This window comes from Algibacter sp. 2305UL17-15, assembly GCF_040720935.1.
GTDB lineage: Bacteria > Bacteroidota > Bacteroidia > Flavobacteriales > Flavobacteriaceae > Jejuia.
The window spans coordinates 165,494-186,510 of sequence record NZ_JBFDAE010000008.1 but is presented as its reverse complement, the minus strand read 5'-3'; the positions used below and the strand labels follow the sequence as shown (position 1 = coordinate 186,510).

General features: G+C 32.8%; 21 protein-coding genes. 5 read left to right on the top strand and 16 right to left on the bottom strand.

Features of this window, described 5'->3' with window-relative positions; all coding sequences use genetic code 11:
• Window positions 1-35: 35 nt before the first annotated feature.
• From ABXQ82_RS10710 to ABXQ82_RS10700, 3 genes are all read right to left on the bottom strand, one after another.
• Window positions 36-743 carry a toxin-antitoxin system YwqK family antitoxin gene (locus tag ABXQ82_RS10710; RefSeq protein WP_367059015.1) on the bottom strand — a complete coding sequence of 236 codons (708 nt, stop codon included), beginning with the start codon at window positions 741-743 and terminating at the stop codon, window positions 36-38.
• Between the two features lie 93 nt (window positions 744-836).
• On the bottom strand, window positions 837-2,735 hold the full coding sequence (yidC, locus tag ABXQ82_RS10705; RefSeq protein WP_367059012.1) for a membrane protein insertase YidC: 1,899 nt from the start codon (window positions 2,733-2,735) through the stop codon (window positions 837-839).
• 123 nt (window positions 2,736-2,858) lie between these two features.
• On the bottom strand, window positions 2,859-4,475 hold the full coding sequence (locus ABXQ82_RS10700) for a CTP synthase (RefSeq protein ID WP_367059009.1): 1,617 nt from the start codon (window positions 4,473-4,475) through the stop codon (window positions 2,859-2,861).
• A gap of 186 nt (window positions 4,476-4,661) precedes the next feature.
• Between ABXQ82_RS10700 and ABXQ82_RS10695 the strand changes: the two genes are divergently transcribed.
• The 5 genes from ABXQ82_RS10695 to ABXQ82_RS10675 all read left to right on the top strand — a co-directional run bounded on the left by ABXQ82_RS10695 (window position 4,662) and on the right by ABXQ82_RS10675 (window position 8,082).
• On the top strand, window positions 4,662-5,300 hold the full coding sequence (locus tag ABXQ82_RS10695; protein WP_367059006.1) for a YdeI/OmpD-associated family protein: 639 nt from the start codon (window positions 4,662-4,664) through the stop codon (window positions 5,298-5,300).
• A 10-nt stretch (window positions 5,301-5,310) separates the two neighbouring features.
• On the top strand, window positions 5,311-5,727 hold the full coding sequence (locus ABXQ82_RS10690; protein ID WP_367059003.1) for an SRPBCC family protein: 417 nt from the start codon (window positions 5,311-5,313) through the stop codon (window positions 5,725-5,727).
• Window positions 5,728-6,382: 655 nt separating this feature from the next.
• On the top strand, window positions 6,383-6,934 hold the full coding sequence (locus ABXQ82_RS10685; RefSeq protein ID WP_367059000.1) for a DUF488 domain-containing protein: 552 nt from the start codon (window positions 6,383-6,385) through the stop codon (window positions 6,932-6,934).
• Between the two features lie 3 nt (window positions 6,935-6,937).
• Entirely contained in the window at window positions 6,938-7,414 is a 477-nt protein-coding gene (locus ABXQ82_RS10680) for a DUF488 domain-containing protein (protein WP_367058997.1), read from the top strand.
• Window positions 7,414-8,082, top strand: a complete 669-nt coding sequence (locus ABXQ82_RS10675; protein ID WP_367058994.1) for a hypothetical protein — start codon at window positions 7,414-7,416, stop codon at window positions 8,080-8,082. The genes ABXQ82_RS10680 and ABXQ82_RS10675 overlap by 1 nt, the downstream gene beginning before the upstream one ends.
• 226 nt (window positions 8,083-8,308) lie before the next feature.
• Here the strand turns inward: ABXQ82_RS10675 and ABXQ82_RS10670 are convergent, their stop codons facing one another.
• The 13 genes from ABXQ82_RS10670 to ABXQ82_RS10610 form a co-directional block, all read right to left on the bottom strand.
• A complete protein-coding gene (locus tag ABXQ82_RS10670; protein WP_367058992.1) occupies window positions 8,309-9,013 on the bottom strand; it encodes a response regulator transcription factor in 705 nt (234 codons plus the stop codon).
• 4 nt (window positions 9,014-9,017) lie between these two features.
• Window positions 9,018-10,589, bottom strand: a complete 1,572-nt coding sequence (locus ABXQ82_RS10665; protein ID WP_367058989.1) for a HAMP domain-containing sensor histidine kinase — start codon at window positions 10,587-10,589, stop codon at window positions 9,018-9,020.
• Between the two features lie 77 nt (window positions 10,590-10,666).
• Window positions 10,667-11,254, bottom strand: a complete 588-nt coding sequence (coaE, locus tag ABXQ82_RS10660) for a dephospho-CoA kinase (RefSeq protein WP_367058986.1) — start codon at window positions 11,252-11,254, stop codon at window positions 10,667-10,669.
• Window positions 11,251-12,216 carry a YbbR-like domain-containing protein gene (locus ABXQ82_RS10655; protein WP_367058983.1) on the bottom strand — a complete coding sequence of 322 codons (966 nt, stop codon included), beginning with the start codon at window positions 12,214-12,216 and terminating at the stop codon, window positions 11,251-11,253. The genes coaE and ABXQ82_RS10655 overlap by 4 nt, the downstream gene beginning before the upstream one ends.
• Complete coding sequence (locus ABXQ82_RS10650; RefSeq protein ID WP_367058980.1) at window positions 12,213-13,220, bottom strand: glycosyltransferase; 1,008 nt, start codon at window positions 13,218-13,220, stop codon at window positions 12,213-12,215. The genes ABXQ82_RS10655 and ABXQ82_RS10650 overlap by 4 nt, the downstream gene beginning before the upstream one ends.
• A 96-nt stretch (window positions 13,221-13,316) precedes the next feature.
• The gene (locus tag ABXQ82_RS10645) at window positions 13,317-14,135 is read right to left on the bottom strand and encodes an SDR family oxidoreductase (protein WP_367058977.1); all 819 of its coding nucleotides are present in this window, start codon (window positions 14,133-14,135) and stop codon (window positions 13,317-13,319) included.
• 74 nt (window positions 14,136-14,209) lie between these two features.
• Complete coding sequence (gene recN / locus ABXQ82_RS10640; protein ID WP_367058974.1) at window positions 14,210-15,862, bottom strand: DNA repair protein RecN; 1,653 nt, start codon at window positions 15,860-15,862, stop codon at window positions 14,210-14,212.
• Window positions 15,863-15,911: 49 nt separating this feature from the next.
• Window positions 15,912-16,799 carry a DUF4835 family protein gene (locus ABXQ82_RS10635; protein ID WP_367058971.1) on the bottom strand — a complete coding sequence of 296 codons (888 nt, stop codon included), beginning with the start codon at window positions 16,797-16,799 and terminating at the stop codon, window positions 15,912-15,914.
• The gene (gene coaBC / locus ABXQ82_RS10630; RefSeq protein ID WP_367058968.1) at window positions 16,792-17,997 is read right to left on the bottom strand and encodes a bifunctional phosphopantothenoylcysteine decarboxylase/phosphopantothenate--cysteine ligase CoaBC; all 1,206 of its coding nucleotides are present in this window, start codon (window positions 17,995-17,997) and stop codon (window positions 16,792-16,794) included. Before coaBC ends, ABXQ82_RS10635 begins: the two co-directional genes overlap by 8 nt.
• A 262-nt stretch (window positions 17,998-18,259) precedes the next feature.
• Window positions 18,260-18,589, bottom strand: a complete 330-nt coding sequence (locus tag ABXQ82_RS10625; protein ID WP_367059097.1) for a DNA-directed RNA polymerase subunit omega — start codon at window positions 18,587-18,589, stop codon at window positions 18,260-18,262.
• 9 nt (window positions 18,590-18,598) lie between these two features.
• Window positions 18,599-19,426, bottom strand: coding sequence for an outer membrane protein assembly factor BamD (bamD, locus tag ABXQ82_RS10620; RefSeq protein WP_367058965.1), 828 nt, complete (start codon window positions 19,424-19,426; stop codon window positions 18,599-18,601).
• Between the two features lie 171 nt (window positions 19,427-19,597).
• The gene (gene dapA, locus ABXQ82_RS10615; RefSeq protein ID WP_367058962.1) at window positions 19,598-20,479 is read right to left on the bottom strand and encodes a 4-hydroxy-tetrahydrodipicolinate synthase; all 882 of its coding nucleotides are present in this window, start codon (window positions 20,477-20,479) and stop codon (window positions 19,598-19,600) included.
• A 1-nt stretch (window position 20,480) separates the two neighbouring features.
• The gene (locus ABXQ82_RS10610) at window positions 20,481-20,999 is read right to left on the bottom strand and encodes a hypothetical protein (protein ID WP_367058959.1); all 519 of its coding nucleotides are present in this window, start codon (window positions 20,997-20,999) and stop codon (window positions 20,481-20,483) included.
• Between the last annotated feature and the right edge of the window lie 18 nt (window positions 21,000-21,017).

Here is a 21,017-nt window from a genome sequence, read left to right as displayed (position 1 = left end):
AATTTTATCCTATTTTTAAGTTTTAAGAAACTCGATTAAGGGGCTTTTTTCATGGGTTTATATTTTCCCTCTAACGTGAAGTTTTTAGTGTTTACTAACTTTCCATTTTCATAATAATTCCAAACACCATGTTTTTTACCGTTTTTGTAATATCCTTCTACAATTAATTCCCCTTTAGGGTTATAGTATTTTGATACGCCGTGTAACTCACCATTATCGTAAATAAAGGTTTTTAACACAACTCCTTTAAGCGTATAGTATATGGCTTCCCGGTGAAGGTTTCCGCTTTTGTAGAACGTTTTTTCAGCAATTTGTCCGTTTTCAAAATAGACACATCTTTGGCCTTCTAATTGTCCTTCTTCATTGTAGTGCTCTAATGTTAAAAGCTGATCTGAATCTTTTTGATAATATTTCCATGTGCCTACATAGATTTTTCTGCGCATATTGCCTTCACTAACAATCTTTCCTTTGGAAGTGAAAAATTTAACCTCAGCAATGTCACTAGTATCCGTAAATTGTCTCGTTGCAGTTAGTACCGCTATTCCTTTGATGTTTTTGTAGAACTTAAATAATCCTGTTTCGTTTCCGTGATGGAATGCACCTTCATATCGTAATACTTCAGTACCATCAAAAGTTTTACGCCAAACACCATGACGCTTTCCTGCATCATCAAACTGATTTATGGTTTGTGCAAAAGAAGAACTGATGATTAAGAAACAACTAAGCGCTAATATTTTTTTCATTTTTAAAAAAATTCTTAATGTGAATAAGATAAATAACGCTAATATTCTAAATTTCTTGTGAAACAAAAAAGCTGCCAAAAGGCAGCTTAAAAATTATTTTTTCTTCTTCTGTTGCAGTTGTTTTTGTTGTTCTGCCTGCTCCATCATCTGTTTCATTTTAGTCTGAAACTTATTCTGCTTTTTAGGTTTCTTTTTGTTCTCCTGGATTTGTGCATGAATCTTGTCTTCATCCAAAATATAATTTTTAATAACCAAGATAATTCCGATACTAATTAAGTTTGAGATAAAGTAATACAAACTCAAACCAGATGCATAGTTATTAAAGAAGAACAACATCATTATTGGCGAGAAATACATCATGTATTTCATCATTTTTGCCATGTCTGGCATCCCTTCCTGCTGTGGTTGCGATTGCATATTCTGACCCGTTGTTAAACGCATATAAAAGAAAATGGCAATAGACGCCAAAATTGGAAACAAACTAACATGACTCCCATAAAACGGAATATGAAATGGCAATTCTGCAATCGTGTCATAAGATGATAAATCTTCTGCCCAAAGGAAACTTTTCTGCCTTAAATCGAATGCCGAAGGGAAAAACTGGAACAACGCATAAAACACAGGCAACTGTATTAAAGCTGGCAAACAACCCGCGAGAGGACTTGCCCCTGCCTTGGTTTGTAACGCCATAGTTTCTTGTTGTGCTTTCATTTTATTATCCTTGTGCTTCTCACGTATAGCATCTAACTCTGGCTTTAAAATTTTCATTTTTGCCTGAGATAAAAATTGCTTGTACTGTACAAAGGACAATAATATTTTCACTAAAATAGTCATCACTACAATAGCAATTCCATAAGGCATAAAACCACCTAAGAAACCAAATAACGGCATAAAAACGTAGCGGTTAATCCACCCGAAAATTCCCCACCCAAATGGCACTATTTCGTCTAAATTTCTATCGTAGGCATTTAAAATATTAAAATCGTTAGGACCAATATACCAATCCATCGACTCGTTTATTTCGCCACCTTTTAATTCTAAAGGTATTTTTGAAGCGAACATCTTTGTATAAACCGTATCTATTTCTTCATCTTCAACTAAATTTTCAGTTGTAATAGTTGCCGTTTTAAAAGCATTATCTGTTAAAAGTACAGAAGAAAAGAAATGTTGCTTGTAACCTATCCACGTAACATCTTCCAACACCTCTTCGCCATCACGCGCTCCCGTATAATCGGTTTTTCCTCCTTCATATTCATAATGCACATCGGTATATCTGTTTTCATATGAAATACTCTTTGCATGTCTATATCCTTTCAATTTCCAATCTAAATTAATAGTTTGAGAACTGTTGATGACATCATTTAAACCTTGAGACTTTACACTAAAATCTATCATGTAATCATCAGGTTTCAACTCATATCTGTACTCCAAAAATTTATTTTCGGTTACTTTAAACTTCATCGAAACGATAGTATTTTCACCGTTCTTTGAAACTGTAGGCTGAAAATAGCGCTCTTTTGTATTTATAATTCTGCTATCGGTAGTACCAAAATCTAAATTGAAAACTGCATTATTGTCCTTGATAATATATATTGGTACTGAATCATAATCCACAAATTGCTTCAACTTTACTTCAGATAAATAACCGCCTCTATGATTAAAGGTTAGTTTAAAAACATCCGTTTCAACCACAGTTTCATTCTTTCCGGTAGCTAGTGTTTCAGAATAGGCTAAAATCCCTAGTTTATTTTTCAGTTGAATTAATCCAAGCGAATCTAAATTTGCTGCTGGCGCATAATCTTCGGGAGGAGTCACCAAAGTTTGTTTGTCTTCCTTTGCTTTTTTCTCAGCTTCAACCTGCTCTTGTTTTGCCTTTTCTTGCGCTTCTAGTTCTTCGGGAGTGGGTTGGTTTTTATAAAACCAAAATATAATTAAGCCAAAAATTAATGCGTAACCAATGACGGTTTTAATATCAAATTTCTTTTCTTCCATATGTAGTTGGTGTTATTCTAGATGAAATTTAAATTTCGACTTAATGGGAATAACGAGTTGTTTATTTAAGTTTTGTGATGAACAAAAAACTATCCAGTTTATATTTAAATGCCACTATGACATCTATTTTGAATTCTTATGTTTTAAAGCTGCTTTTACAAATGCCACAAATAATGGATGCGGACTTGCAACTGTACTCTTATATTCTGGGTGGTACTGCACACCTATAAACCATGGATGATCTGGAATTTCTACAATTTCAACCAATTTAGTTTTAGGGTTTAATCCCGTGGCAAACATACCTCCTTCTTCAATTTGAGATTTATAGTCGCTATTAAATTCATAACGATGTCTGTGACGTTCTTTTATATCCTCGGTTTTATAGATTTTAGCGACTTTACTACCTGGCGTCAATGCACAGTCCCATGCGCCTAAACGCATAGTGCCACCTTTATTTTTAATGGTTTTTTGTTCTTCCATTAAATCAATTACAGGATGTGGTGTATCAGCATCCATTTCAGAAGAATTCGCATCTTTTAAATGCAACACATTACGTGCAAATTCAATGACCGCCATTTGCATTCCCAAACATATCCCTAAAAATGGAATATTATTTTCCCTAACAAATTTTACCGCTGAAATTTTACCTTCAATGCCACGCTCTCCAAAACCAGGCGCCACCAAAACAGCATCTAAATGCCCTAACATCAACTCGGTGTTTTCATTATTTAAATACTCAGAATGTACCGACTCCACATTAACCCTAACCTCATTTGCAGCACCCGCATGAATAAAAGACTCTAAAATAGATTTATAAGAATCCTGTAATTCTACATATTTACCTATTAAACCGATATTAACTTCGGTTTTAGGGTTTTTATAGCGGTGCACAAATTTGTTCCAATTAGAAATATCTGGTTTGGTACTTTCCAAATCCAATTTTTTAAGCACTATTTTATCAAGCCCTTCTTTCAACATTAAATTTGGCACATCATAAATAGTTGATGCATCAATGGATTGAATTACAGAATCGGCAGTTACGTTACAAAACAATGCTAATTTTCTACGTAAATCCTTTGGCAGGTTATGCTCTGTTCTACATACCAAAATATCGGCTTGTACCCCACTTTCCATCAATGTTTTTACACTATGTTGCGTAGGCTTCGTTTTCAATTCTCCAGCTGCCGATAAATAAGGCACTAAGGTTAAATGAATCACCAAACCATTGTGCTCTCCCAAATCCCAGCGTAATTGACGTACAGCTTCTATATAAGGTAAAGATTCTATATCACCAACCGTTCCTCCAATCTCCGTAATTACGATATCATAATCACCGGATTTTCCAAGAATTTGAACACGTCGCTTAATTTCATTTGTAATATGTGGCACTACCTGAACCGTTTTTCCAAGAAATTTGCCTTCACGTTCCTTTTGAATCACACTTTGGTAAATACGCCCCGTCGTTACATTATTGGCTTGACTTGTAGGTACATTTAAAAAGCGCTCGTAATGCCCTAAATCCAAATCTGTTTCTGCGCCGTCCTCGGTCACATAACATTCTCCATGCTCGTAAGGGTTTAAAGTTCCTGGATCTACGTTAATATATGGATCTAATTTTTGGATGGTAACTCTATAACCTTGTGCTTGTAATAATTTGGCTAAAGATGCGGCAATGATGCCTTTACCTAATGAAGATGTAACCCCACCGGTTACAAAAATGTACTTTGTCTTACTTGTCATGTTGCGCTTATAAACGCAGGCAAATTTACAAAATTTAAATAGTTATTAGCGCATTGTTTTTTATATTTAAATGATTGTTATTAACATTGAAAAATGATTGAAATTGAAGGGGAATTATTGCTTTTTAAGAATTTTTAGATAATTTCGTTTTACACGCAGTTTCAGTTGAAAAAAACTAAAATCATAATGAACCCCAAAGTTGACGACTATTTAGAAAACCTTGAAAAATGGCAGAAAGAATTGGAAGCTTTGAGACACATAATTCTTGACTGCGGACTTACAGAAGATTTCAAGTGGCGAAACCCTTGTTATACTTTTGAAGGTAAAAATATCGTGCTAATTGGTGGCTTAAAAGACTATTGTACACTTAGTTTCCTTAAAGGTGTGCTTTTAAAAGACACAGAAAATATTCTTAAAAGACCAGGACCAAATTCAAGATTTGTAAAACTAATTCCTTTTAAAAGCGTCAAAGAAATTAATGAACTTCAACCTATTTTGAAAAGCTATATTTATGAAGCTATAGCATTAGAGAAAGCTGGAATTAAAGTTGATTTAAAAAAGAATGATGCACTCGAATATCCCGATGAACTTGAAGAAAAGTTTAAAGAAGATTCTGAATTTAAATCCGCTTTTGAGAATCTGACAAAAGGGCGCCAACGTGGTTATCTTTTACATTTTTCAGGTGCAAAACAATCAAAAACTAGAACTTCAAGGATTGAAAAGTATGAAGAACGCATTTATGATGGTAAAGGAATTAATGATTGCGTTTGCGGACTTTCCAAAAAAATGCCAAATTGTGATGGCTCTCACAAACAACTAGAATAAATTACATATTATGAAGAAAATGACAATTACAGTTGAAACAACAATTAAAGCTTCAATAGAAAAGGTTTGGGAATTTTGGACTGAACCCAAACATATTATAAATTGGAACTTTGCTTCAGATGAATGGTGCTGCCCAACGGCGACAAATGATTTACAAAAAGATGGCAATTTCGTTTGGAGAATGGAAGCTAAAGATGGTAGTATGGGGTTTGATTTTACAGGAACATATATAAACATCATTAACAATGAATTCATTTCCTATAGAATGACAGATGGACGCATTGTGGAAATTAAATTCACAAAAGAGGGAGATGAAGTGCAATTATCTGAAACATTTGAAGCAGAAGGCACAAATTCCGATGAACAACAAAGAGCAGGTTGGCAGGCGATACTTGGGAATTTTAAGAGATATGTTGAATCTAGTTAATAATTGCAATCTTTCCTGTTTTAGTTGGTTTAATGACGTTTGCTGAAGCTTTTTCACCTTCAAAAGAAATTAAAACAAGGTGGTTTCAAAAAATGAAAATTACCGTGCTAAATTTGATAGAACAACTTATAATAATAAGTGATTATCTATTATAACCCCTTTAAAAAAATCGCTAGTGCTCGTTTGTAACGAGTACCGTATTGAGTAAGTCCAAACGATATATATTCAAATTAAATGTATGATATAACTATTTTTAAAAGTAAATAGTTTAAAATATAGTTGTGGGTACTCGTTACAAACAAGCACTAGCAAACTGGTTTCAATGATTCTACATTAGATGATTTAATTTAGATATTACCCCTATAAATGAATAAATAAAATATTATGAAGAAAACGACAATTACAGTTGAAACTTCTTTAATGTGAGTGATTGAGTGTACGTTTTAAACTTCTAATTCTTTTTAGCTGGATAAAAATATTTCGACTGTATTCTTTGTAACATCTTATTGAAAACATGATCGTTTACTATTAGGAATTTTTACGTATTTCTGTAAAAAATATTAATTATATTTACGGGGTATTAATAATAAAAGTTACTATATAACAAGTAGTGGTACATTTAAAAACATCGAGCAAAATTTGAAACTTTGTAATTATGAATAAGTCAACACTATATTCAATAGGACACGGGAATAAAAAGATTGAGGCGTTTATAGAAGAACTGAAATCTTTTAATATTCACTTTTTGCTTGACATTAGGTCAAAGCCATATTCTAAATGGAATCCCCAATTTAATCAAGCACAACTTGATAATGAATTAAAAAAGCACCAAATAACTTATGTTTTTGTCGGAGAAACTTTAGGTGGTTTGCCAGCCGATAGAAGTTGCTATGATTATGACGGTAAAGTCGTTTATGACTTAATTAAAGAAAAAGATTTTTTCAGGGAAGGTTTAAAGAGACTTACTACAGCAAATGACAAAAAAATAAATCTAGCAATAATGTGTAGTGAATCAAAACCAGAAGAATGCCATAGAAGCAAATTAATTGGTCAAGAATTGCTCAAAGAAAAAGTTTCATTAAATCACATAGTTTCAGCCAAACGAATAAAATCTCAACGATCAGTAATGAACGAATTAACAAAAGGAAAGGGAACAGTTGACTTATTTGGCGATGAAATTGACTTTACTTCTCGAAAATCCTATTAATAAATGGAATTTTTCACCATAGGGGTTTACAACTCGACAGAAACAGAATACTTTAATAAACTAACGGAAAACAATATCGATACCTTTTGCGACATAAGACAACGCAGAGGAGTTAGAGGAGCAAAATATTCCTTTGTAAACAGTAATCGTTTACAAGAAAAACTCAATGAGTTGGATATTAAATATGGTCACGTTTTAGAACTTGCACCAACTTCAGAAATTAGAGATTTACAGAAAGAAGCAGATGCACAGCAAGGAGAATTAAAACAAGATAGAAATAAATTAGGCAAAATTTTTTCCATCGCTTATAAAGATAGGATTTTAGGAAATTTTGACTTTGATTCTTTCATAGATAAACTTGATAAAATTGGAGCAAGTAGAGTTGTTTTATTCTGCGTTGAGGAAAAACCAGAGGCTTGCCATAGGTCAATTGTAACGGATAAACTTGAAAAAATCGGATATAAAATTACCCACCTATAATGGAAATATTAATCACTTCTAAAACCCATAAAGGGAACGTAGCTTGCGTTGGTGGTTTAATCATGGCAAATAATCGATTTGTTCGTTTGCTGAATCCAGGTAATTGGGACCAATATGCAGATACCGATTTAGATATAGGAGATGTTTGGGATATTAAGTTTTACAATAGAGAAGGTACCGAACCTCCTCATATAGAAGACGTTATAGTTAAAAATAGAAATTATTTAAGAGACATTGGCAATATATCTATCTACTTAAAAAATTGCGGTGTTAGAATTTTCAACGGCGCCCCAACTCAAGTTTTTAGCGGAAGACTTGGTTGGACAAATAAAGGTAGTGGGTACATTTGTAAAGATAATTTACCTGTGAATAGTGTTGGATTTTGGATTTCAGACCAAGACCTAACATTGGACAGTGATGAAAAACATTATAATTATCCACCTCAAAATGATTTCATACGACCAAAAAGATTTCCTTATGTTGGTTTTGCGCCGAAAGTTCCAGTAATTCCCCGTGGGACTTTAATAAGAGTTTCATTGGCAAGGTGGTGGAAACCCAAAGATTCTGATATTGATGAACGATGCTATTTACAACTTTCAGGCTGGTACGGAGTGAATGTTCAAAAACAAAATAGTGTCGATAGTGAAAGTGATGACTTAACATTCTAAATTAAAAACGCAGCACAACTTGTGTATATAACAAATAAAAACTTTTAAGCACATCGTAAAAGTGAGTTCGTTGTGTTTGAAACCCTTTTTTTGCATTTCGCAAAAAGTTCTTTAATTTAAACTAGAGATCGACGACTAAAGCCCGACCTTTTTAGGGTAGCACCAAAAGAAAAAATCCAGCGTTTGCTGGATTTTTAATATCTATAATAAATTCTGAAATAAGTTTCTAAGTATTCACGACCAATCTAAAACCTTCGCCATGAATATTTAAAATTTCCACTTGGGGATCTAGTTTTAAATATTTACGCAATTTAGCGATATACACATCCATACTTCGCGAAGTAAAATAGTTATCGTCTCTCCATATTTTGGTTAACGCTAATTCACGAGGCATTAAGTCGTTTTCATGTAACGCCAATAAACGCAATAATTCGTTTTCCTTTGGAGATAATTTTATTGGGTCTGCGCCGTCAAATTTTAAAAAACGTAATTTAGAATTTAAATCAAAACGACCTATTTTAAATTCAAACTGTTTACTATCCGAAATTGTTTCAGTTGCTTTTCGTTGTATGATAGCTTTTATTTTCATCAATAACACCTCGCTATCAAAAGGTTTGTTTAAATAATCGTCCGCGCCAACCTTGTACCCTTTTAAAACGTCTTCTTTCATGGCTTTCGCTGTAAGGAAAACGATAGGTACGTCTGTATTTTTTTCACGAATTTCCTTTGCTAAGGTAAACCCGTCTTTATAGGGCATCATGACATCAAGAATGCATAAATCGTAATCGTCTTTCTTGAACTTCTCAAAGCCTTCCATACCATTTTTGGCATGCACTACATCATAATCATTCATCATTAAATAATCCCTGAGAACTGTTCCGAAATTTGGATCGTCCTCTACTAATAAAATTTTCTTGTTTTGTTCTTCCATAATTTTATGATATTAAAGGCAGTTTTATTGTAAAAACACTCCCTTTTCCTTTTTCACTTTCTACTGATATAAAACCTTGATGGTCATCTACAATACGCTTTACATATGCCAGGCCTAAACCATGGCCCTTTACATTATGTATGTTTCCTGTATGTTCTCTATAAAATTTTTCAAAAACCCGTTTAACAGCTGTTTTACTCATACCACTCCCCTGATCTTGAATTTTCAACAAAATATTCGTGCCTGCATTTTCCGTAAAAACATCTATTTTTGGTGCTTCTGGAGAATACTTTATAGCATTATCCAGTATATTTACTATAACATTTGTAAAGTGCGTTTCATTTGCCAATACCGATGATTTTTCAGCATCAAAATGGGTTTTGATATACCCTTGTCTATCTTCAACAAGCAACTCAACATGCGTAATAGCATCTTCAATTAAGTCGTGAAGTTCCACTCTTTCCTTACTTATATTTAGTTCGTTCCTTTCTAGTTTAGATATTCTTAATACGTTTTCAACCTGGGCGTGCATCCTCTTATTCTCTTCCTTAATCATGTTGAGATAACGAATCACTTTAGTTTTATCATCAATGATCTTTGGGTTTTTAATGGCGTCTAAAGCTAAATTAATTGTAGCAATGGGCGTTTTAAATTCATGTGTCATATTATTGATAAAATCTGTTTTGATCTGTGCAATTTTACGCTGTTTTACCAATTGGAACAAAGCACTTGAATATGCTAAAATTATAATTAAAGTAAACACAACCGATAATAAAATCATCCCAATTATTGAAGACAGAATAAACCTGTGGTCGTTTGGAAAATTTACCAGTAGCTTATAATTGCTCCGATTATTTTCATCATAGAACACAGGGATGCTAAAGGTTAATTTATCATCCTTTTCAAACCCATCACTATACACCTTTGTTGCTAAATCCCTGCTGTAAATGGCAAACTCAAAATCAATATCGATATTATTTTCTTTCAATTTCATCGACAATAATTTTGAGATATCATCTTTAGAAACCCTTTTGTGTACAGGAATTGTCTTTGTAAATGCTCTTAGGTTTTTATAAAAATAACTTCTTTCAGCGTCTTTTAAACGGCCACTATTAACCATATTTAAAATAGGAGCCCTCGTCAAATCTTTATCAGTATTATCGTTACCTTTTATAACCTGCATTTCAGAATTGGCAATGATATCCTTTATATTTAAACTATCTAAACCAATGTCAAAGAGCGATGAAGACAACTTATAGTTTTCTTCCAAAACATTACTATTATAAATAAATGTTTCTTTTGTACTATTATTACGACGATATATAAAAAGTTCAGATATCGCAGCTGTATCTTTTATTTTTTCATTATCAAGGCTTTGAAGACTCTCAAAATAGGTGTCGAATTCCTCTTGCTCAATAGTATTGGATACATAACTTAATGCTTTATTGACATTAAATCGAAACCTATCTTTTTCATTTTCAACAGCACCACTAATAAAATATGCCTGAACAAAAATGATTCCTATTAGAGATAGACTCATTAAAATTATCAATAGAACGAAAACTTTTTTGCTCATTAGTCAAATTTAACATTTTAACATTTAGTCAACTTAGCATTTAACCTTACATTAACAAAAATGTGGAAATAAACAATTTATTGTGTCTTGGAAAGTATTTGTTGATGGATATCCAACACTTGAAGCTTTGTTTTTTCAAGCGTTTTATTTGAAATCACAAAATCGGAAAGGGCCACTTTTTTAGCATCGCTCCATTGGTTCTTCATGATCGATTTTATCTTTTCTTCTGAAGTGTTATCACGTTTTAAAAGTCGTTTAATTCGGAGAGATTTCGGAGCGGTCACTATAATGGTAAAATCGCATTGTTTATCGCCTCCATTTTCAAACAAAATAGCCACTTCTTTGATGACATATGGTGCATCTTGTTTTGCGACCCATTTTTCAAAATGTCTCGCAACTTTTGGATGGACGATACCATTCATTTTCGACAAATATGAAGTGTCATTAAAAATAATATTCGCAATAAATGGTCTATTCAATTTGCCCTCTATATAAGCTTTATCCCCAAATAATGCTATTAATTTTCGCTTTATCACTTTAGAGCGATTCATCAATTTTTTAGCCTCAACATCAGCAATATATACAGGAATTCCTAAAGATTGAAACTCTTTTGCTACTGTAGTTTTCCCACTACCAATACCGCCTGTAAGACCTACAATAATCATTTTAGTATTATAAATTCTATGTGTTGCTGACTCAACTTTATGCGTTTTACATTTTCTGGAAACCTAGTGATTTCTGGAATTAAATTAGATTGATTATTACTTACTTTTTTGAAATCGCAGACAACTTTAAAATCATTTGATGAAATCGAATTAAAATGGCTCAAACTCGTATAATAGGATACTTTTATTTCCTTCGGAAAATATTTTATCGACAAACTGTCCGGTAAATTAATAATATCAACAGGTATTTTAACTGTGCCCTCGGTAAATTTTTCCACGTCTGCAATAAGTTCAACTTCTTTAACCGAAAACTTTAAATTCTTTTGATTTTCTGGAAGCACAAGTTTTACTGTTTGTGAAATATTCTTTTTAATATCTTTTAAAGTGACTAATTCTGTTTCTAAAACTTCCAATTCTTGCACCAATTCATGAGGGCCTACAACTACTACAGAATCTGGATCTGTTCTATAATGTCTTAAAACATCAAATCCCGGTGCAAAAGTGATATCTGTATTTGCCAAAACTGGTATTTTCTTTACCATGTTGGTATCATATTTAAATACGAGCGTATCAGGACTAACATTTAAAAGTTTAATTTGATTCTGAAATTGCTTTTTCTCGTTTAAATATGAAACGGGTTTGGTATAAACGTACGCCCCTTTTAATTTAGAAACTTCTTTTGAAAAATCTATCGTAATTTCTGGTTTCGTAAAATAGTATTTCAACCATTTGAAACCGTGTGTTTTAAGAGTGAGTTCTAATTTATTGTTAGAGTCGTTCAAGATGACCTTTTCTTGAGGCACATTTATTTTTTTAATATTGAACGTAAGTGTATTGGTGTAGTCTTTTGATAGTTTTGTGAAAATTAAAATAACAAATGCAGAAAACAGAAACAACAAAAAAACGTTAAGCCTTTTGTTTTTAATTGAAGTCAATAATTCTGTTTTTAGCTTTTTTATCATTTTAATTTAAAGAATAATTTAGGAAAATGCGTTTCTGGTTTTTTATTTAAAAGTTGAATTGCAATAGTGGACTTTAAAAATCCATAGCCATAGCCAAAAAATTGAATGACGATTGCTCCCAATGCTAAAATTGAAACACCTATACTTTTAGTATTTATCAAGGCTAAAATAAAAGCGATACAAAAATACAATCCGTATGCAGCAATTGGCAACATGATATTAAAAATTGCTAATACTGCTGAAATTACAAATCCGATACTAAAAAGCAATGGAAACCAATACGTTATTTTTTTTGTGCTTGGATGCCACTTATTTAAAATTGGACGCACCAGTCCAAACTTATGTACTTGTTGGTAAAATTTTTTCCAAGAAATACGGCGTTTATGAAACACTATAGCTTCTGGAATGAGTTTTGTTCTAAAACCTAAATTCCACAGTCGAATCGATAAATCTGGGTCTTCCCCAGGATGGATTTGTCCAAAACCTTTTGAGGCCAAAAATGCTTTTTTAGAAATTCCCATGTTAAAACTTCTTGGTTGAAATTTATCCAAAGCGTTTTTATGTCCCCTTATGCCTCCAGTTGTAATAAATGACGTCATAGAAAAATTAATTGCTTTCTGTAAATCACTAAACGATTCGTGCGCCGCATCGGGTCCGCCAAAGCAATCTACATAATCGCTTTTAAGGCTTTTATCTACTTCATATAAATAGTTTTCAGGTAAAATAACATCGCTGTCTAAAATTATAAAATAGTTGCCCTTGGCATGTTGCATCCCGTAGTTTCTAGAATCTCCGGGGCCTGTATTTTTCTTAAAGAAATAAGATATGTTTAAATCATCTTTATAGTTACTAATTACAGCTTCTGAAGTTTCAGTAGAACCATCTTCAACAATAACAATTTCATAGCTTAAATTCGTATTTAGTCCTTTAAAACTGTGCAAAAGTTCATCAATCTCGTCGGGACGATTAAAAACTGGAATGATAAATGAAAACTGTAATTGCATAACACAAAAGTAACAAAAAAGCCACCGCTAAATTAAAAAGACCTGACAGGTTTTAATAACCTGTCAGGTCTGAGATTTATCAAATCTAAATGAATTTTATTCTTCCCCTGTAAAGGTACTCATAACGGCATCACTTACGCCCATGTTACTAAAACCACCATCATTATACAAGTTTTGTAACGTCACCCTTTTTGTTAAATCACTAAATAAAGTCACGGTATAATTTGCACAATCCAAAGCCGTAGCATTACCAAGAGGTGACATTTTTTCGGCATAAGAAATAAAACCATCAAAGCCTTTTACACCGCTACCAGCTGTGGTTGGAGTCGGCGATTGGGAAATTGTATTTACGCGTACTTTTTTATCTCTTCCGAAGAAATACCCAAAACTACGGGCAATACTTTCTAAATAAGCCTTATTATCTGCCATATCGTTATAATCAGGAAATACGCGTTGTGCAGCCATATAGGTTAATGCCACAATGCTTCCCCACTCGTTCATGGCATCTTTTTTATAAAGCGTTTGCATGACTTTATGAAAGGACATTGCAGAAACATCAGTTCCTTTTTGTGTCCACGCATAATTTTGGTCTGTATAATGGTTTCCTTTTCTAACGTTTATAGACATCCCAATAGAGTGTAGTACAAAATCGATTTTTCCACCTAAAATTTCCATAGATTGTTCAACCAAATTCTGTAAATCTTCCTCTGATGTGGCATCCGCAGGAATAATTTGCGAGCCTGTTTTTTCGGCCAGCTCATTTATTTGCCCCATTCGCATAGCAACTGGTGCATTGGTTAAAACAAATGTTCCGCCTTCTTCATGTACACGTTCTGCTGTTTTCCAAGCAATGGAATTAGAATCTAAAGCTCCGAAAATGATTCCCCTTTTTCCTTTTAGTAAATTGTATGCCATACCTTTTTTAGTTAGTTATCGTTAAATTTTATAAATCAAAAATACTAAACTTTCAACTTTAATCGGAAAGTTTTTTAATTAAGTAGTTCTTTAGCATGCGCAATTGCCGAAGAAGACAAGTCTGAACCGCCCAACATTTGTGCAATTTCCACAATACGACCGTCATGATCTAGCTTCACCAAATTAGTCTGCGTTACATGATCCACATCCTCCTTATATACTTTAAAGTGCGAATGTCCCTTGGCTGCAATTTGCGGTAAATGCGTTATCGAAAATACTTGCATGTTCTTGCTCATTTGCAGCATGATATCGCCCATTTTATTTGATATTTCGCCAGAAACCCCTGTATCTATTTCATCAAACATGATACTTGGCAGTTGAATGTAATTAGACAACACCAGCTTAATCGCCAACATAATTCTGGATAATTCTCCTCCTGAAGCTGCTTTTTTCAATGCATTAAAACTCCCGCCTTTATTTGCTGAAAACAAAAACGATAACTCATCTGTTCCGTTTGAAAAATAAGTATTCGTGGAAATTAAATCTATTTTAAATTGGGCATTCGGCATTCCTAAATCTGATAAAATAGCCTGTAACTGCTTTTTTAAATCAGGAATTGCTTTACTTCTTTTAGTATGAATGATTTTAGAAATGCTATTTAATTGCTTTTCCTCATCTGAAATTTCTTTTTCTTTATGGTGGATGGTCTCGTCTAGATTTTCAGATATTTCAACTTTTTCAGTTAACTGCTCTCTGATTTCGATTAATTCAGAAACTTCTGATACCTGATGTTTTTGCAGTAAATTATGAAGCGTTTGTAATTTAGAATTTACGGTTTCCAATCGGTTTGGATCGGCTTCAATTCTCTCTTGTAATTCATCAACTTCATTAAAAATATCATCAATTTCAATTAAACTGCTATTGACTCTTTCATATAAACCTTCATATTTTGAGGATAGATTTGAAAGCTTTTGAAGATTGTTTTTTAAATTCGTAAGTGTTGTAATAGCGCCAACCTGTTCATCACTTAATAATGCATGTGCTTCAGAGAAACGTTCTTTAATGTCTTCAATATTGTTGAGCGTTTCGTATTCTTCTTCCAGAGCTTCTACTTCGCCTTCTTTTAAATTCGCTTCTGCCAATTCATTTAATAAAAAAGAATTGTAATCGTGTTCTTTTATGGCTTCTGACTTTAAATCCTGTAAGTCTTTCAACTCTGTTTTAAGTGTTTTATAACCTTTTAAATGAGTTGTGTAATCTTTGAGTTCTCCATTTATATTCGCCAATGCGTCAATCACTTGAAATTGAAAATCGTTTGTTGTTAATTGCAAGGTTTGGTGCTGCGAATGAATATCAATCAGGCGTTCTCCAAGTAATTGCAGACTATTTAAATTTACAGGCGAATCGTTCACAAAAGCTCTTGATTTTCCCGAAGGTAAAATTTCTCTTCTAATGATGGTTTGCGTTTCATAATCTAAATCTTCTGCCTCAAAAAGTGATTTTAAATTATAATTTGAAACATTAAAAATAGCTTCAATAATACACTTCTTGGCTGTGTCTTTTAAACTGCTTAAGTCTGCCCGCTTTCCTAAAATTAAAGACAACCCTCCTAATAAAATAGATTTACCAGCTCCTGTTTCGCCAGTAATAATAGTAAAACCGTCATTGAAATCAACCTGAAGATGGTCAATTAAAGCGTAGTTTTTTATGGTTAGGGATGTTAGCATTTCAGTTGGCAGTATTCAGTATTCAGTATTCAGTAAAATAAAAAAAAAACTAAAACGTAATATTACGCCATTTGCTAGAATGCATAGGCGCTACCTTTTGCAAAATATCTTTAAGATTTGCGATATTAACTTGTGGTCCTCCAGTAAACATTTGCTCAATTTCTTCGGCTTTTGCATCAAAAAATGTTCGCAGTAAAAAAGAATTAGGCCTTCTACTATTCATGGCATTAAACCGCATCAAACTTTTTGAGATTTCCTCTTTACCCTTTTTTGCATCCTCACTCATAACATCCAAACCTAGTCGATGGTAATCGTACATTACGTTTCTGAATTCCTTAAAAGTTGTTGACAGCACATTATCGATAAGTACGAATCTACTTTGCAATCCGTCTTCTAATTTCCAACCTTTAAAATTGTCTCCTTGAGAATAATTTAATATGGTTTGTGCTTGTTTAAAATAAGTTTGACCGCCATTTTTTTCAAAAGAATCTGCGTCCAGACCTAGGATCATATGAATATGAAACGCCAAAACAGAAATTAAATTAGAGGAGTATTGATCTTTATTATAGATTAAATTCTGAAATTCTAAATATCTAAAGGTAAAATCTTTGTCATTAAAGTTATAAATAGGGGTGCTATATGAAGACCCATAAATAGGTCGGGACGATTGCACTTGAATACTTGCTTTGAAAATTTCTCCGCTATATTCAGAAATGATAATATTCATACTGCAATTAATCAATTCCTGAGGCGCAAAGGTTTTATTGGTCCACTTTGTAGTGTTTACAAATTCGGTTAATTGTTTTTCAAGTGTTTTAAAAATCTGTAAATTATCGTTTCCCGTTTGTTGGGAGTTTACAACAACAGTACAATTAAGTTCCTGGGCAAACCCAAATGAACCCAAACTCAATACTATAATAACTAGAAAATTACGCATGTATTTGCTTTAAAATTTCATTTAATAAATCTTCTGCCACTTCGGTTTTAGACTTTAATTGAAACTCGGTTATATTATTTTTATTATCAATAAAGGTAACTTTATTTGTATCGCCTTTAAAACCAGCACCTTTATCCTGTAACGAATTTAAAACAATTAAATTTAAATTCTTCTTTTTTAGTTTTTGTTTTGCGTTTTCCAATTCGTTGTTCGTTTCTAAAGCAAAACCGACCAAAAACTGTTGTTTTTTAATGGCTCCAAGAGACGCTAAAATATCTTTTGTACGTTCTAACTCCAAGGTTAACGTATCTGATTTCTTTTTAATTTTTTGAAGCGCAACTTCTTTCGGCTTAAAATCTGCCACAGCAGCAGAAAGTATGGCAATAGCAACATTATTAAAATATTTGTGTACTTCTTGATACATCTCGTCTGCACTTGTAACGGGTATAACTTTTATGAAGTTATGAACTACTTTTTCGTGTGTTGGTCCCGAAATCAGAACAACCTCAGCACCTAGATTAGCCGCTGCTTTTGCAATTTCAAAACCCATTTTTCCGCTAGAATGATTCCCAATAAATCGCACAGGATCTATGGCTTCATGGGTTGGCCCAGCGGTAATTAATACTTTTTTACCATTTAAAGGTAATTTCCCTAAAATATCGGCTTCTATAAATGATATGATATCTTCGGGTTCTGCCATGCGCCCCTCGCCTACCAAACCACTTGCTAATTCTCCACTCGTGGCAGGAATCATAATATTTCCAAAAGATTGTAATTTTTCAAATGAAGATGTTGTGGACTCATGTTTATACATGTCTAAATCCATCGCAGGCGCAAAATACACCGGACATTTAGCTGAAAGGTATGTTGCCAACAACAAATTATCTGAACCGCCATGTGCCATTTTGGATAAGGTATTGGCAGTTGCGGGAGCGATTATAAAAATATCTGCCCAGAGTCCTAAATCTACATGATTATTCCAAACATCATTTTCTTCATTTGTAAAAGAGGAATGTACAGGATTCTTTGAAAGTGTGGAAAGTGTAAGTGGTGTTATAAACTCTTTTGAAGCTGGTGTCATCACAACTTTTACATGCGCCCCGGATTTTACAAATAACCTCACTAATGATGCAGTTTTATAAGCGGCAATGCCAGCAGTAATACCCAATAAAATATTTTTTCCGCTTAAAACGCTCATAAAAAAGCTTTTAGAATAAAAGAATTTTAAAACCAAAATCTCGAAGATAAGCCAAAGGAATATCTCGATGGTTTTATTTTGAACTAAAGGTACAAAACCAAAATTCTTTTATTTAGGTTCCCCTTTTTCACGGGAATGACAATTTCAACTGAAACCCCGATGTTTGCATCGGGGAGTTATTTTTAATTAATAACCAAACAAACTCCAATACCATGTATTAAAACGGTATTGGAGTTTATTTAATGGTGTTTAAATTTAGAAATTATTCTTGAGAATCTTCGTCTGTATTTCTAAAATAAATTTTATCGGTAAGCCATTCCTGAACAGCTAAAGCATGAGGTTTTGGTAATTTTTCGTAAAATTTAGACACCTCAATTTGCTCTTTGTTTTCAAAAATTTCCTCAAGACTATCATTATAAGTCGCAAATTCCTCCAGTTTATCAATCAATTCTTTTTTGATCTCAGTATTGATTTGTTCTGCTCTTCTAGCAATTATAGAAATAGACTCGTAGATGTTCTCCGTTGGCTCATCTATTTGATTTCTATCATAAGTTACCGTATTTACGGGAGCAGTTGTTTTTTTTAAATCCATCATGGTATATTAACTTTTTGCACTATAAGTTTCTAATTCTTTATCTAATTCTGAAGCCATTTTTTCAGCATCTGCAATATACTTTGAGTTTGCATAGGCTTTTTTAAAGGCTGAATAATATTCTTTTGCTTGTTCCAATCTCGTTTTTTTTAACTTAACGATACCAGCAGCAGTCTTTTTATATTCAATACTATTTACTGCCAATTTATAAGCAGCATCTAATCTGTAAAATAATGCATCCTCCCGCAAAGGCGACCCTGGAAACTGAAACACAAAATTATCAAACGATTTTATGGATGCCTTAAAATCTGAAATATGATTGTATTGTTTTGCAATTTCGAATGCTTTTTTCTCTAATTTAAAATCCAATTCCTTAACTAGCGTATTGGCTTCTGCCACATATTCAGAATTAGGATATACATTTATAAATTCCTGTATTTTCTCTATCGCATCTTTTGTTTCCTTTTGGTCTTTGGAATATCTAGGAGACAACATATAATAACTTTTGGCACTTAAAAAAGCGGCTTCTTCTTTTTTCTCACTTTTAGGATAACTAGATACAAAACGCTCGAATTGATATCCAGAAACGTAATAATCCTTCATGTGATAAAACGTTTTGGAATATAAATACATCAGCTTTTCAGCTTGAGGCTTTCCTTTATAATTTGGAACAATTTGAGCAAAAAGCCTATTTGCCTTATCATACTTACCTTGCTTATACAAAGAGTCACCAAACTTAAATTTTGTAGCAATATCTTCAGATTTTAAAACCTTTTGATATTCACTACATGAGCTAAAAAGACATGCTAAAACTAAAATGCTAAAAACGTATTTCATAGATTTTAAAGAAGATGCAAAATTACACTTTTAATATGTAATTTAAAAATATTATTTTAAAGCGAATTTAAAGCTTGAAATGTAATACCAGCGTGGTTTAAGTAAACTTTAACAAAAGTGTCATATCAAAGCAAAAACCTGTGCATCACCCAATATATCTTATGCAGAGCACTAGTTGAAATCTGCAACAAATTGATTGATTTTCTTTTGTAATCCGTCAGATGCAGGAACAAGTGGCAACCTTACTGTATCATCACAAAGTTTTAAAGCTTGAAAAACTGCTTTGATACCCGCTGGATTATTTTCTTCAAAAATATAATCAATCACATCCATTAATTTGAAATGTAATTTATAAGCTGCTTTGGCATCGCCTTTTAAACCCAAACGAATCATATCTGAAAATGCCCTTGGGAATGCCTGTCCGATGACCGAAATAACACCAGCACCACCTGCTAAAACAACACCTAGCGCTAAATCATCATCTCCGGAAATCACTAAAAAATCTTCTGGTTTATTTTTTAATAACTGTAAATAGTTTGAGATATTATTGCCAGCCTCTTTAACCCCAACAATATTTTTAAAATCTTTCGCTAAACGAATTGTCGTTTCTGGCTCCACATTTTTTGAGGTTCTACCCGGTACATTATACAATATAATATCAATTGGACATGCCCCTGAAATAGCTTTAAAATGCTGATAAATGCCTTCTTGGGTTGGCTTTGTATAATATGGCGACACCGATAAAATTGCATCGATATTGCTTAAATCGGTAGCCCTAATTTCTTCAATAACCGCACTTGTGTTACTGCCTCCAATACCCAAAACTAACGGCACTCTTCCGCCATTCACTTCAATAATAGCTGCGGTTATGGCTTTCTTTTCTTGCTTGGTAATGGTTACACTCTCTGCTGTGGTTCCAGATATTACCAAATAATCCGTTCCGTTTTCAATATTAAAATTCACGATGTTTTTAAGCGCATCATAATCTACACTTAAATCTTTTTTAAACGGTGTAACCAGCGCAACTCCAGTTCCTAGAAACTTACTATTCATTTTAAATTTTATTTAATACAGTTAAATATTTTACAACCTCGTCCCCAAAAATCTTGGATTCCTTAATTTTCGTTTTTATAATTAAATCGTTTAAACGAGTATCGGTTTGCAAAACTCCGATTTTAAATTGAGATTTCGATAGTGCTGTCAATAATTTTAATTCTAAATGTTCTTTCGTGTAATAACTTATCAAAACATCAAAGGGTTCATCTAAAAATGCTTTTAGCTCAATATTTTTTATTTCACCTTTCCAACCAAAATCCTTCGCGTTAAAACAGGCATCCCAAGCATTTCCATGACTTTTTAAATCAGGCGAATAAGCAATTACTTTTATTTTATTGGTATGAACTTTTAGACGAGAAGCCAAAACATTGAAAACATTAAAATTATCAATCTCTTCAAGGTTTAAAATAACACCTAAGCTTTTAATTTTATTACCATCCACGTTTACCTTACGTTCAGATAACAATTTGTTTAAATATTTTTTATTAGATCTTTCTTTAAAAGCCTTTAAAATCATTTAAATTTATACTTTTCA

Coding starts and splice junctions, on each gene's coding strand:
- ABXQ82_RS10710 (WP_367059015.1), bottom strand. CDS start 743: ATGAAAAAAATATTAGCGCTTAGTTGTTTCTTAATCATCAGTTCTTCT.
- yidC (WP_367059012.1), bottom strand. CDS start 2,735: ATGGAAGAAAAGAAATTTGATATTAAAACCGTCATTGGTTACGCATTA.
- ABXQ82_RS10700 (WP_367059009.1), bottom strand. CDS start 4,475: ATGACAAGTAAGACAAAGTACATTTTTGTAACCGGTGGGGTTACATCT.
- ABXQ82_RS10695 (WP_367059006.1), top strand. CDS start 4,662: ATGAACCCCAAAGTTGACGACTATTTAGAAAACCTTGAAAAATGGCAG.
- ABXQ82_RS10690 (WP_367059003.1), top strand. CDS start 5,311: ATGAAGAAAATGACAATTACAGTTGAAACAACAATTAAAGCTTCAATA.
- ABXQ82_RS10685 (WP_367059000.1), top strand. CDS start 6,383: ATGAATAAGTCAACACTATATTCAATAGGACACGGGAATAAAAAGATT.
- ABXQ82_RS10680 (WP_367058997.1), top strand. CDS start 6,938: ATGGAATTTTTCACCATAGGGGTTTACAACTCGACAGAAACAGAATAC.
- ABXQ82_RS10675 (WP_367058994.1), top strand. CDS start 7,414: ATGGAAATATTAATCACTTCTAAAACCCATAAAGGGAACGTAGCTTGC.
- ABXQ82_RS10670 (WP_367058992.1), bottom strand. CDS start 9,013: ATGGAAGAACAAAACAAGAAAATTTTATTAGTAGAGGACGATCCAAAT.
- ABXQ82_RS10665 (WP_367058989.1), bottom strand. CDS start 10,589: ATGAGCAAAAAAGTTTTCGTTCTATTGATAATTTTAATGAGTCTATCT.
- coaE (WP_367058986.1), bottom strand. CDS start 11,254: ATGATTATTGTAGGTCTTACAGGCGGTATTGGTAGTGGGAAAACTACA.
- ABXQ82_RS10655 (WP_367058983.1), bottom strand. CDS start 12,216: ATGATAAAAAAGCTAAAAACAGAATTATTGACTTCAATTAAAAACAAA.
- ABXQ82_RS10650 (WP_367058980.1), bottom strand. CDS start 13,220: ATGCAATTACAGTTTTCATTTATCATTCCAGTTTTTAATCGTCCCGAC.
- ABXQ82_RS10645 (WP_367058977.1), bottom strand. CDS start 14,135: ATGGCATACAATTTACTAAAAGGAAAAAGGGGAATCATTTTCGGAGCT.
- recN (WP_367058974.1), bottom strand. CDS start 15,862: ATGCTAACATCCCTAACCATAAAAAACTACGCTTTAATTGACCATCTT.
- ABXQ82_RS10635 (WP_367058971.1), bottom strand. CDS start 16,799: ATGCGTAATTTTCTAGTTATTATAGTATTGAGTTTGGGTTCATTTGGG.
- coaBC (WP_367058968.1), bottom strand. CDS start 17,997: ATGAGCGTTTTAAGCGGAAAAAATATTTTATTGGGTATTACTGCTGGC.
- ABXQ82_RS10625 (WP_367059097.1), bottom strand. CDS start 18,589: ATGGATTTAAAAAAAACAACTGCTCCCGTAAATACGGTAACTTATGAT.
- bamD (WP_367058965.1), bottom strand. CDS start 19,426: ATGAAATACGTTTTTAGCATTTTAGTTTTAGCATGTCTTTTTAGCTCA.
- dapA (WP_367058962.1), bottom strand. CDS start 20,479: ATGAATAGTAAGTTTCTAGGAACTGGAGTTGCGCTGGTTACACCGTTT.
- ABXQ82_RS10610 (WP_367058959.1), bottom strand. CDS start 20,999: ATGATTTTAAAGGCTTTTAAAGAAAGATCTAATAAAAAATATTTAAAC.